This window comes from Haloferula sp. BvORR071 (assembly GCF_000739615.1).
Classification (GTDB): Bacteria; Verrucomicrobiota; Verrucomicrobiia; order Verrucomicrobiales; family Akkermansiaceae; genus Haloferula.
This window is the reverse complement of record NZ_BATP01000024.1, coordinates 39,362-52,183: the sequence shown is the minus strand read 5'-3', so window position 1 is coordinate 52,183 and position 12,822 is coordinate 39,362. Positions and strand designations below refer to the sequence as shown.

Genomic DNA, 12,822 nt, shown 5'->3' with positions numbered 1-12,822 from the left:
TCATACCTTGCTCCGCCGCTGGCGCACCGCCCACCATGAGTAGGCAAAGAGCAGGAGCGAGGTCAGCCCGGCCAGCGAGGCGATCGCGAGGGCCGAGTCGCGCTTGCGCTCGACGACGATCGTGCCGCTGGTCGGCTTGAGCCGGCCTTCCTGTTCTTCCACGGTGAAAATCCAGTTTCCCGGCGGCAACTCGGCGGCGCGCAGGCCGCGGCCCTTCGCGTCGTCGAAGAGCGTCTTGGCATCCAGCGAGATCCGCGAGACACCCTGCCACTCGGGGGTGTTCAGCGCATAGACCATCAACTGCGGTGCATCGCGGTCCTCCAGCATGATGCGGAACTTGTAGTCATTGCCGGGACCTTGGGCCGTGGGATCGCGCTCGATTTGCCAAGCTAAGTAGGGCGCCTGGTTGAGGAAAACCTTCGGCGTTTCCGAGGCAAGGCCGCCGAGCAGGGTGATGGCACCCTCGATCTTCGGCACCTCCTTGGTGACGACCTTCTGGGTTTCGGTGACGGGATCGAAACCGGCGGCCACCATGCAGATGTAGGGCTTGGTCTTCTTGCCGACTTGGCCCGGCGGTTGGTGGGCCAGCACCACGATGCCGTGGTCGTCCTTGAGGAAGCGGTCCGGGCCCCAGTTGCCTAACAGGGTTGCGTCCTTCTCGTTCACCTCGGGGTCATCCTGGCCGTCGGAGATCACGAAGAGGTAGTAGCCAGCCTGGCTGCCCTTGCGGCTACGCACCTGGGCCATCGCCAGTTGTAGGTTGGTGTGCCCGTCCTTGAATTGCTGGGTCCGCGTCAGCTCGCCCATGCGGTGTAGGTCGCCCATCCGGTAGGTGAAGCGGCTGGAGGGATCGAGGGTCCGCTCGCGGTCGCCGAAGTAAGTGATGTTGATTTGGTCGAAGTCACCGGCCAGCGGTTTGACTTCACCCTCGCCGGTGAGCAGGCGGCGGAAGTAATCGACCTTCAGGAAGTTGTAGCGCTTGTCGGCGTTCTCGACCCGCAGGTAGCCCAACATTTTCGGGTCGCTGGCTTCGTAGGGCTGCCAGTGCTCATGCACATCCGCCCGGCCCGAGGAAGGGCGACGCATCTGGCCACGGATCAAATCCGTCACCACATCGATCGCCTCGCAAGCGGTGGCGGAATCCATCGAGCCCGAGACATCGACAATGATCTCGATGTCCTTGCGCAGCACCTCACCATCGGGATCGGGAGCCGGAATGGTGCTTGGGTCCTGGGCGCTGGCGATTCCGGCCAGCAGTAGGCAAGCCCACTGATAGAGCCGCCTGCGCATCGCAAAGTGCCACTTGTCCGGGTTCACGGTTGTGGGAGCAAATAAATTTGGCCGTTGTTGAACTTACGGCATTGCCACAGCGCAGCATGGAATACCATCATGCAGTCGTCTAGGAATAAGAACCATGACCCTCGAAAACCAAGGGCAGCGGGTTTCCGACAGCGCCGGGCGGCTACGCTCGCTGCAATCGAGTAGCGCCCACCTGCCACCTGCGAAGCGGCGTGAATACTTGCGCCAAGAGCTGCGCAAGCTGGTCGAGGAACTGCCCGCTCACGAGCGCGCGGCATACCTTGAAGAAATGTTGGGCCTGTTTCCCGCCGAGGCTTCCGCGCCCGCGCCTGCTACTTCACCAACTGCCGCGGCGGGGGATCCGGTCGAACAGTTAGCCCATGCTTTCAGCAGTCTCGATCCCGCTGCCGCCGCCACGCTGGCGGCGCGAGTGCGGGTGTTAGTCGCGGCGCATGCGCCATCTGAAGGCGGTTCCACCGGGCCGGACCTGCGCTCCATCTTGCGCTGCGAGACCGAGAGCCTGCCGCACCTGCAACTGGCGATTACGGTGCTGAAGTCCGGCAAGCTCGACATCCGCTCGGCCGCCGCCCTGGAGCTGCTGAATGTCGTGAAGACCGCCGCGCTGCTGATCGATACTTTTGGCGGAGTTGAGTCGGTGTTCTGGAAGATTTGGGGCTCCGCCGCGCCGAAGTCGCAGTGGCAGACACCCTTCGAGGCGGGCTTCTATGCTGAAACCGCACGTCTGCTAGAGGGCAAGACCGGCGGCTCTTTCGCTACATACAGCCGCTCAGTGACGCAGAGCGGGCAATTGCTGGTTGCATTGCTCAGCACCATCCCGTCGGCGCTCGACAAGGTGGCCTCGGCTTGGCTCGACCAGTTCGCGCCGGAGCGGATCGCCGCGGAGGTCCGGCGCACCGAGCGCGGGCCACTGGGAGGTGCTCCGGAGCAACGCTTCTGGCGCGAGTATGAATACCGCTGCGCCGATTTCACCGCCGCGCGACTTGCGGAAAGCTTCTTCCGGCATTTGGTGGAAGGTACCAGTTCCATGATCGGCCCCAAAGCCTCCTAACCTCTCATGTCCGACTACATCCACTGGCGCGAAGGGCTTTTTCTCCAGCCGCACCACCTGCAGCAATTCCAGCGCGGCGTCCACCACCGCATCGAGCAAGTCGCACGCCTGGGCGGCAGCTTCCCGCATGGGGTGATCGACATGGATCTGGCGGAGGATGACTTGGAGAACTTCCAAGTCCGCTTCCGCAAGCTCCACGTGCTCTTGCCCAGCGGCACCTTGCTGCGCTTCCCGGAAGAGGCGGACCTCCCGGTGCTGAACATCAAGGAGGCCTTCAGCAGCGGCAAGGAGACGCTGTTGATTCATTTGGCTTTACCCTTGTGGTTCGAGGAGCGGCCCAACGTCGCGGAGGACAACACGGGTGCCGCGGCAGTGCGCTACACCCTGGCCCGCCGCGAGACGAATGACGAGAACACCGGCCAACACCCGCAGGTTCTGGAACTGCGGCGCTTGAACGCGCGCCTTCTGCTCGATGGTCCCGACCTGCGCCGTCTCGATTACGAACTGCTGCCGGTGCTCCGGATCACCCGCACCGAACGCCAGAACCTTCCCGATATCCCACGCCGCGATCCGGCTTTCGTGCCCGGTGCGCTCTCGCTGGCGGGCATGCCGGGAGTGCGCGAGCTGGTGCGCGACCTCGGCAGCCGCATCACTGCGGTGCGCCGCGAGTTCTCCGCGCTGCTGGTGGACAATCCGCCGCTCGGCGAGTCCTTCGGGCCAGAGTCGCTGCGCTACCTCTTCCGCCTTCGGATCCTCTCGCGTTTCGAGGCGACGATCCCCGCGATCGTCGAGGCGGGCGAGGTGCCGCCTTTCGATCTCTACCTGCACCTGCGCGAGCTGTTAGGCGAGTTTGCCGCGCTGGAACCGGAGCAGGAAGACTTCGCGAGCTCCGCCTACGATCACTCGAATGCCTATCCGGCCTTCGCCGAGCTGGTGACGCGGATCCGCAAGTATCTCACCGGACCGAAGCAGCGCTACCGCAGCGTGGACTTTGTGAAGGAAGACCGCCGTTTCACTGCGCCGGTGAGTGCCGAGCTCTTCCACGAGGCGGCGAGCTTCTACCTCGCGGTGCGCTCGGCTTGGCCGGCTTCCGATCTGGTGACGCTGGCCGAGGATTCCTCGCAATTCCAACTCCTACCGGGCGAGGTGGCGCGCGACAAGGTCGCCGTCCGCGGCATCAAGATGAAGGAAGTGCGCAACCTGCCCTTCGGCCTGCCGCGCGATCCCGGACTCTACTACTTCCGGATCCTCGCCGAGGAAAGCCGCGAACTCTGGGAGCGCCTGACCAATGACGACAGCGCCTGCATCCAGTTTTCCGGCGCGGCCTCCTCCGATTTCAAGATCGCTTTCATCATCCCGATCCCGACCCGCACTTCGTGACTCAAGCTGAACTGACGTGACGGCACACGAACTCTATCAACCCGTGTTCGAGTTCATCTGCGAGGCCAGTCGCCTTGCCCGGAACCGCGCGCGCATCGATCCCGCGGACTTGCGCCGTCGGGCGATCACGATCCTGACCGACATTGCGGATACGGCACGGCGGGACCCGCTGATGGCTGATCACGTCCAGCGTCTCCACACTCCGATCAAGCACTTCATCGACGGGATGATGGCGCGCCACGTCCTGCAATCACCGCAGTCGGAAGAATGGCACGACAACCGCCTGGGCTACGAGGCCAGCCGCCACGGTGACCAAGCCTTCTTCGACAGCCTGCGGGACGCGATGCGTGAGCCGCCATCGCCTGCGGCAGCCGAGCGCCTGATGGTTTACTACACCTGCCTCGGCCTCGGCTTCAAAGGCATCGAGACACCGGACAAAATCCGCGAGCTGATGGAGGAAATCCAGCCGAAGGTCCGGCAGTTCATCGATCTCGACCAAGCGGCGAAGCTGAGTCCGCCCGCATATCTCGGCCTCGACGAACGTGATCTGGTGCGACCGCCGCGCGAACGCAAGCTGGCGACCATCGCGGCGGTGCTGTGTGCTGTGATGGCGGGTTGCGGGCTCTACCTCTACGCTTACCTGCGCTTCAACCGGAACCTGCCGGACGAACTGCGGCAGATCATCGGCTCTTCCCAAGACCTCAAACCGTGGACCAGCCAGGAAGAAGGCAAGGCTCCCGAAGACCGCTCGAAGGAGGTGAAAGAGTGAAAGCGGGCATCCAAGGCAAAGCGATAGGTCGTATAGGTCTTATTGGACCTATGTTGTCGGCTGGCATGAGCCTACCCGGCCTGCTCCTTCTGATCGTTTGCTTGCTCACGCTGGCATCACTCGGAGCGATGGCCTTCCTGCAGTTCGGGATCTGGGGCGTGCTGATCTTTGCTCTGATCGTTGCCGGCCTGATCATCATCGGGCTGGTGGTCTTCTTGATCGTCCGGGCAATCAGCAACCGCAAGGCGGCGAAGTTCGAGCAACAGCTTGCGGCTTCCACTGCGGCGGGTGGGCCCTCCACCGATCCCGGCGAGATCGCGCGCCGCGAAGAGCTGCGCGACAAGTTCAAGGCGGGCCTGAAGACCCTCACCGACAGCGGCAAGAACCTGACCCGCTTCCCGCTCTACGTGATGGTCGGCGAGCCGGGAGCGGGCAAGACTGAGGCGATCCGCCACAGTTCGATCCGCTTCCCGCAGGGCATCAACGATCTCCTGCAAGGGGTCGGTGGCACCTACAACATGGATTGGTGGTTCACGAATGACGCCATTATCCTGGACACCGCCGGTGCACTGCTGCTGGAGCAATCGAACAAGGCGCAGTTCGAAGAATTCCTCGACCAGCTCAAGCACTACCGTCCGGACTATCCGATCACGGGCCTGGTTTTGGCGATTCCCGCGGACAGCTTGCTGGTCGACGATCCGCGCCACATCGAGGAGAAGGCGGGTCGCATCGTCGAGCAGTTCGCGGTCCTACAGGAGTCGCTCGACCTGCGCTATCCGGTGTACGTGATGGTCACCAAGTGCGACCTGATCACCGGCTTCCGCGAATTCTTCGATGCGCCGGGCAATGAGTCCTTCGAGCCACAGATGCTCGGATGGTCGAATCCCGAGCCGCTGGATCATCCCTTCGAGCCCTCGCGCACGCCTTCGCTGTTAGGGCCGATCGCCGACCGACTGCAACGGGTCCGCGACCGCTTGCTTGGAGCAAGTTGGCCGACCGGGCCGGAACTGCGGCGGCTCGACTTCCTCGACTCGCTATATGCTTTCCCCGGCGAGTTCCGGCGTCTTTTCGGACCACTCGGGAAGTATTTGGAAGTCCTCTTCCATGGCGACCGCTGGAAGAACAAGCGGCCGCCCTTCTTCCGCGGTATCTACTTCACCAGCTCCCTGCGCCAGGGGGCGGTGCTGGACAAGGAACTGGCGTCCGCGCTGAACCTGCCGCTGACGCGTCTCCCGGAAGTCCGCGGTTACCAGACGGAGAAGTCACTCTTCCTGCGCGACTTCTTTCTCGAAAAGCTCTTCCGCGAGAACGGTCTGGTCACCCGTCTCACCAACATCGCCGGCGGCATGCGCAACCGCCTGATGCGCTTCTACCTGACCACCGCCGGAGTGCTGCTGCTCCTGCTGCTCACCGGGTGGTATGCGAGCCGGCAGCTCGACAAGCGTCTGGCAGCGGAGCGCAACCTCTGGAGCCTGGCGAACCAGACTTGGGACAATGGCACCTTCCTGCCGCTCTTCGACCGCGGCGGGCCGGAGAACACCTGGCGCTACGCCGGGGACCAGCCGGTGATGAATTCCGAGTTCACACGGCTGGCCTATCACCAGAAGCTCTCCACCGAGGTCGAGAAGGGGCTAGGATGGGGCCGCTACTTCGCGCCGCTGCCTGCCTACCGGCAGCTCAGCCACGACCGCGAGCGAGCCCGGATCGTTATCCTGGAAGGCAGCGTCGTCCGCCCGCTGCTCCAAGCCGCCCGCGACAACCTGCGCGACTCGAAGCGCGATGTCGGATCCGATGACGAGGTGGCTGCGACGATGTCCTTGGTCGAGTTGGAAGCCTGCATCGAACAGTCCAAGCGGATCGGTAGCGCGGACGATGCTGCACGAATCTTCGGACCGCTCTTCCGCGTTGCTGCGCCCGCGACCTTCGCGCCGAATAATGGCAAGGCGGCGGCCGGGGCGGAGACCGAAAAGGAACTCAACCGCCTGATCGCGGAGGCATGGTCGGAGATTAATTCCGGGGATCTCGATCGCATGCACTGGATGGCCGAAGGACCACCCTATCGCGCGATTGACCGCGGCATGCGCCTCTTCACTCAGCACAAGCGGCGCATCGACGAGCGGCAGTCGAAGACTGACAAGGATGTGGAAGCCCGTGAGAAACTCGCGCGCGACTTCATGATCTATGAGGACGAGCTGTGGACCCTGCTGCAGAGTGGTGACAACTTCAAAAAGATCGAGGAGTGGATCGGCAGCCTGGTGACGGTTGGCAAGAACCTCGACGACATCGTGGATCCGGCGGCTTACTCGATGCGGCGGGTCGACTATGCGAAGTTCGATGCCCGGTTGCGCGATCTCATACCCAAGCTGCCTTCGCTGCTAGGTTCGCAGATCGGTGCGGCGCTCGACGGCGTCCACCAGCCGGATGCCCCGTGGGTGGCGATCGAGGAGAAGCAACGGGCATTCGATCCCGAGTCGGACAAGGCGGTCCTCTGGTCGGCGTACCTTGATCCGGCGGATGACGGGCTGCCGCAGTATCGCAGGCGGCTCAACTCCCTGCTCGCGCACTTCCCGCTGCGCGATCCCGAGAACGAGTTGACCCGCCAGCTCCAAGCGCCGCAGCCGGGGCAGTTGCAGGTCATCCTCGATGGCTTGGCCAAGCGGGTGGAGGAACGTTCCAAGCTAATCGCCGCTTACCCCGAGGCTCCCAAGCTGCCCGAGGAGAAGCCGGATCCCGCCGCCGACCCGGCAAAGACGCGGGCGCGGGCCGAGGCGACACGCAAGCTGCAGCTACGCCTGAATGAACTCGCCGAGCGCGGCAAGCGGATCACCGTGGATCTCGATCTGGGTACGAAGGAATGGCTCTACTCGAAGTACATCGATGGGCCCTTCAATGAAATGCTCAAGGCCCAGCAGGGGCTGATCTTCCGCAAGCCTTTCGGCAGCCGCGAGCCGGCGCTGCCGCCGGGGCCGGAGTTCAGCCGGGCTGCGCAGATGATCACGCTGATGGCGGGCGACTTCACGACCTGCGACGCGATCTTCAACAACAGCCGGCACTACCGGGTGAAGACCTCGCTGGAGCCGCTGCGGTTGAACATCACGAGCGCAACGCAGAACAAGCGTTCCCGCTTCGACACGATCCTGAGCGCCAAGAACGCCGTGGCGGATGCTGGCTTCGGGGTCAACTGGGTGGAAGCGGAGATCGGGGCATTTGAGATGCCCGCTGTGGTTCAACAGCAGCGCCAGTTGCAGTTGATGCCGCCCTTCGTGAAGAACAACCAGGTAGTGATCGCGCAGGGAATCAAGGCTGTGAAAGTGGGCAAGCCGCCTGCCGAACTTCAGGCCAAGCCGGGAGGGCAGCGGGTGGCCTTGGGCAAGCTCTTCCTTGCGGATCCGATCAAAGTCACCGTGGAGTGGGAGGCGGCCCAAAACATGGGACCCTTCAGCGATGGTGATGCCGGGGTCTGGGGTACGCTTGATTACATTGTTTCGAAGTCGGGTAGCAGCGCTGCGCTCACGCGCCAGTTGCCGATCCTCACTGCCTTCGGCAAACAGTTGACCCTCCTTTTCACTTTCACCTCCCCCTATCCCTCCATACGGCCCGAGAGCTTCGACAAATAGACAAGCAGAACGCCTATGGATCCGGCATTTCAGAAGGACTTCCTGCGCGACTTCAAGCGGGGGAACGGCGGGCCGGTGCTCGCGCTCTTCGGCAAGCATCCGGCGTGGAATGACCACATGGATGACTTCGGGCTCTCCACGCCTTCTTTGCGCAGCTGCAAGCGCCTGCTCTACCTGCAAGGGATGGCGGCGAATGCGGCACGCCAGCAATCGGAAGGAGGCCCGGTGCAGCCTTACCAACACTTCCTGCTCTGGCTCCGTGAGAGCGAGGCAATGCTGATCCGCATGGTGGAGTCCGAGGATGGGCGCGGGAGGGGCTATTTCCCCTTTATGGCGGCGGTCCATTTCGACTCCACCGAGGCACAGCGCAGCCTACGGGTGCTGCTGCCAGCGTTGCGTGGGCTGGTCGCGGACTGCCGGAACCTTCATTCGCGCGATGCGGTGCGGGATCGGCACCGGCAGGCGCAGGATCAGATCTCTGCGGAGCTGCGCCACCTGCCGCCGGGCGAACTCGCGGATGAGTCCTGTACTCGAGACGAGGTTTTCGCGCTCCGGGGGCTGGCAACCCGCAGCGGCTTTCCCACCGAACAAGTCGCCATCTCCCGCTACGATCATGCCCAGGCCTTCGCCGCCCTGCTGACGGCATGGCGCGGCTCTGCCGGCGAGCGGGTGCTCCTGATCGCACATGCCGATCCGCTACCGTCGCTGACGCTGGGGGCGGGGGAGCCGCAGAAGGGAGACTTCTGGTTCCTTCGGGGAGCTTGATTCCGAAAACTCCTTGCGGATCGCGTCAAGCGATTCGACTGTGACAATGCGGCGTTGCAAATTGAACGGTGTGACGCACCTAGCGTGGCAAATTGACACCTTTTTTTGGGTCCCATAGGTGCAAGTTGTATCGCACATTCATGCAATCGTTTGAAGGACAAGGCTTGGCGGGTCGTCGAGCGGGGAGGGCACGGGCAATGCTAGGAAATACCAAGGAATTACCCAAGTAGCCGTCCTTACGTTGTAAGTACAAATACGAGGGTGGTTTATAGGAATAAACTGAGGCGCTGCGGCGTTAAATCAATAGAACCCGGGAGCACCGGGACCCCTGCCATGTCATACGACTCCGACTCCAGTTTGAAGGTCTACCTCCGGGAGATCTCAAGGACTCCCCTGCTAACTCCTGAAGAGGAAGTGAAGCTCGCCCGGCGCATCAAGAAGGGCGACAAGGATGCTCGCACCCACATGATCAAGGCGAACCTCCGTCTCGTCGTTAAGATTGCGCAGGACTACTCCGGCTACGGCCTTCCTATTTCCGACCTGATTTCCGAAGGCAACATCGGCCTGATGAAGGCGGTCGAGCGCTTCGACCCGAAGAAGGGTGGCAAGCTTTCGACCTACGCCGCCTGGTGGATCAAGCAGTCGATCAAGCGTGCTTTGGCCAACCAGAGCAAGACGATCCGCCTGCCCGTCCACATGGTGGACAAGATCGCCAAGATGCGCCGCATCCAGACGATTCTTGCTGAGGCTCTCGGCCGCGAACCGACCGATGAAGAGTTGGCCGAGGAAGTCGGCTTGCCACGCCGCAAGCTCGCCATGCTTCGCCAGGCTTCGCAGCGCCCGACTTCGCTCGACGCACCGATCAACGAAGGTGAAGCCACCGAGTACGGCGAGATCATCGGTGACGACCGCGCCGAGGATCCGCTGGAAAGCTTGTCCGAGCGCAACCTCCAAGGAGAGCTCGGCGGACTGCTTGATGTGCTCGACAAGCGCGAGCGCCGGATCATCGACGAGCGCTTCGGCCTCACCGGCAAGACGCCGATGACGCTGGAAGAAGTCGGCCGTGAATTCGGTGTCACCCGCGAACGCATCCGCCAGCTCCAGAACGTGGCGCTGACCAAGATGCGCAAGGCCCTGCGCCGCAAGGATAAGCCGCTGCCGAAGCCCGCCTCGGGTGACGCGCTGCCGGCGACCTAAAGGAAGACGATCTCAGTTTCAGTTACACAGTGTTTGGAGAGACCGTCGCGGAGTGATGTCCGCGGCGGTCTCTTTTTTGCACTGGTAGGAGCTGCCTGGAAGACTAGGCCTTGGCCTGATTTGCGCAGGTCCTGATGCCTGAGCACACTTACATCCTGAAGTCTTCGCCAAGGTAGTGCTTCCGGGCCATGGGATCATTCACCAGCACTTCCGAAGCTCCTTCGAGGATCACGCGTCCGTCGTGAATCAGGAAGGCGCGGTCTACGATCGAGAGCGTCTCGCGCACCGAGTGGTCGGTGATCAGGATCGCCAGTCCGTCGCGTTCGCGCAGTTCGCGGACGATGGCCTTGATGTCTTCCACCGCGATCGGGTCGATGCCGGCGAAGGGCTCGTCGAGCATCAGCAAGCGCGGCTCGGTGCAGAGTGCGCGGGCGATGGCCAAGCGGCGCTTTTCACCACCGGACAGTGCGATCGCTTCGGAGTTCCGCACCCGCGTGATCTTGAAGCGCTCTAACAAATCCTCGGCCCGTGCGATGCGCTCCTTTTTGGAAAGACCCGGGCGGGTCTCCAGCACGGCCAGCAGATTCTCCAGGGCGGTTAGCTTGCGGAAGACGGATTCTTCCTGCGGCAGGTAGCCGAGGCCGAGGCGCGCACGGCGGTGCATCGGCATGCGCGAGATGTCATTGCCGTTGAAATGAACGCTGCCGGCATCTGGCGGCACCAAGCCGGCGATCATGTAGAAGGAGGTCGTCTTGCCTGCGCCGTTCGGACCTAACAGGCCAACGATTTCACCGGGAGAGACACCGATACTCACGCCATCCACGACGGCGCGGCCAGCGTAGCACTTGCGGAGTCCGGTGGCTGTGAGGAGGGCTTGGCCGTTCGAGGGAGACGGGGAGGAAGGCATCTTCAGCGATTATTCGGTTTGGCACCGGTGTGGGCAGGTGGCTTCGGGCCATTGTTGCCAGCGGCGGGCTTGTTGTTGTTGCCAGCGGCGGGCTTGTTTTCCCCGGTCTTGGCTTTGTCGCCCTCCTTGGGCTTGTCCTTCTCCTTCATGTCGTCCAGCTCCAGCTCGGCCTTGATCGAGCCGCCCTTGGTCACGGCATAGATCGGCCGGCCGTCTTTCAGGGTCACCTGGATGTAGGAATCATTGCCGTTCACGGCGGCCAGATTGGTGCCGATCATGACCCAAGGGGACCCGCCCTGCAGGAGGATCTCCTCCTTCTCGAGATCGTAAATCACGAGGTGGGCGGCGGCTTTTACCGGATCCTTCTTCGCCTCGCCTTCTTCAGGCTTGGGCTGGTAGTCGATCAGCACCGTGCCAGAGGCGATCAGGCGCTTCACGTCGCCGGTCGCTCCTCCCGCGGCTTGCTTCTTCTTCCGCGCCTCTTCCAGCTTCTCCTGCTGCTTCTGCGCCTGCTCGGGAGTAAGCTCTGGCTTGATAGGCTTCACTGCTTCTTCCGGCGGCGCGGGAAGTTCGCCTTCCTTGGCGTCAGGCGGGGCCGTGCCATTCTTTTCTGCTTCCGCCTTGGCGGCCCGCGCAGCTTGTTTTTCGGCGACCTTCTTGTTCCATTCCTCCCGCTGTTCTGCCTCGGATTTGCCGGAAGCGGGATCGACCGTCATGAAGGCCTGAACTTCCTTTTGGGCGGTCAGGGTGAACTCGGGGTTTACAACCTTCACATTCTTCAAGAAGACCGTCAGCCCTTGGGTATTGTCGATGAACATCCCGCCGTCCGAGGTGATCGTGGTCTTCTGGGTGCCCTCTTTTGGTGCCTCCATCACTGGGCGCGGTACCGGGTCGGTGGGTGGCTCGGCTGCATCTACGGCGAGCATCGTCAGCGCTGCGGCTGTGAAAAAGCTGTTCATGTCGATTCTTGCTCCTTCGGATCTGTCCCGGCTCTCGGCCAGGACGTTGTCGGCCGCAGCGCGTGCGGCCTCGATTTGAGGTGCCCGGCTTGCGGCCTCGGCCTTGATTTGTTGGAGGCGATCCGCACTCAGGGTCATCGCCGCGATTTTCTCTTCAGTGGTGAGTCCAGCGAGGGGATCCACCTTGGGCTTCACTAGGATCGGAGCGGGAGAAGCTCCCTCAGCCTGAGCCTGCGCCGGAGCCGCCGACTCTTTTCCGGTATCCGTCGCGGCGGCGGCCTTCCCCTCCGTGCCCTTCTGGCCAGCGGGGGCATTCTGGGTCGTCTCGTGCGTTGCCTTCTTGGACACGGCAGTCACCGGGCCGAAAAGAAAACCGCGGTTGCTTTCGGTGTCGAAGGTCATGCTGCTACCGTCCACGTTCATCTCATCCGAGACGAAGGACACTGGCTCCTGGGTGGTCAGCAGCTTCTTGGTCGCGTCGAAGAAGGACTTCTTCAGCGAGATCGAACCGCGTGGGCTGCGGTCATCACCATAGAAGTCGATCTTGAGGTTCCTGGCCTCGATGTTCGTCTTGGTGACGATCGTCATCTCCTCCGCGCTCAGCGTATTGGTGAGATGCAGCTTCTCGTCGTAAGTGGGCAGGATTACGTGCTTGAGGACGCTGTTGTCAGGGAAGAGGTCGTTCCCCGAGAGCAGCCCGCCGGTGCTGTCGTCCTCCGGCTCCTCCTCCTCCTTCGCGGTGGGCGGCGGATTCTGGGCCTGTGCCACAGCCATCACCAGCGAGGTCGCGCAGATGAGACTCCGGGTCAGGAGACCGTTGGCAAAACAGCGGTGGCGACGAGGTGCGGACATGGTGAGAG

General features: G+C 62.8%; 9 protein-coding genes. 6 read left to right on the top strand and 3 right to left on the bottom strand.

The genetic code is table 11. The features are described 5' to 3' along the window. On the bottom strand, positions 1-1,317 hold the full coding sequence (locus tag BV071_RS13330) for a hypothetical protein (protein ID WP_035607861.1): 1,317 nt from the start codon (positions 1,315-1,317) through the stop codon (positions 1-3). A 97-nt stretch (positions 1,318-1,414) separates the two neighbouring features. On the opposite strand from BV071_RS13330, the gene BV071_RS13325 reads away from it, so the two are divergent. From BV071_RS13325 to BV071_RS13300, 6 genes are all read left to right on the top strand, one after another. Beyond that, positions 1,415-2,368, top strand: coding sequence for a hypothetical protein (locus BV071_RS13325; protein WP_035607858.1), 954 nt, complete (start codon positions 1,415-1,417; stop codon positions 2,366-2,368). A 6-nt stretch (positions 2,369-2,374) separates the two neighbouring features. Continuing rightward, positions 2,375-3,748: a type VI secretion system baseplate subunit TssK gene (gene tssK, locus BV071_RS13320; RefSeq protein WP_035607855.1), complete on the top strand. Its 1,374-nt coding sequence runs from the start codon at positions 2,375-2,377 to the stop codon at positions 3,746-3,748. Positions 3,749-3,764: 16 nt separating this feature from the next. Further along, the gene (locus tag BV071_RS13315) at positions 3,765-4,517 is read left to right on the top strand and encodes a DotU family type IV/VI secretion system protein (RefSeq protein ID WP_081885975.1); all 753 of its coding nucleotides are present in this window, start codon (positions 3,765-3,767) and stop codon (positions 4,515-4,517) included. A 65-nt stretch (positions 4,518-4,582) separates the two neighbouring features. After that, positions 4,583-8,134: a type VI secretion protein IcmF/TssM N-terminal domain-containing protein gene (locus BV071_RS13310; protein ID WP_265594394.1), complete on the top strand. Its 3,552-nt coding sequence runs from the start codon at positions 4,583-4,585 to the stop codon at positions 8,132-8,134. A gap of 15 nt (positions 8,135-8,149) precedes the next feature. After that, entirely contained in the window at positions 8,150-8,899 is a 750-nt protein-coding gene (locus BV071_RS13305; protein ID WP_035607847.1) for a hypothetical protein, read from the top strand. Positions 8,900-9,232: 333 nt separating this feature from the next. Next, a complete protein-coding gene (locus BV071_RS13300) occupies positions 9,233-10,096 on the top strand; it encodes an RNA polymerase sigma factor RpoD/SigA (RefSeq protein ID WP_035607844.1) in 864 nt (287 codons plus the stop codon). 148 nt (positions 10,097-10,244) lie between these two features. On the opposite strand, the gene lptB is transcribed toward BV071_RS13300, so the two are convergent. Together lptB and BV071_RS13290 are read right to left on the bottom strand one after the other, a co-directional pair. Next, a complete protein-coding gene (gene lptB, locus BV071_RS13295) occupies positions 10,245-11,003 on the bottom strand; it encodes an LPS export ABC transporter ATP-binding protein (RefSeq protein WP_035607841.1) in 759 nt (252 codons plus the stop codon). A gap of 2 nt (positions 11,004-11,005) precedes the next feature. After that, positions 11,006-12,814: a hypothetical protein gene (locus BV071_RS13290; RefSeq protein WP_035607837.1), complete on the bottom strand. Its 1,809-nt coding sequence runs from the start codon at positions 12,812-12,814 to the stop codon at positions 11,006-11,008. Positions 12,815-12,822: the final 8 nt, after the last annotated feature.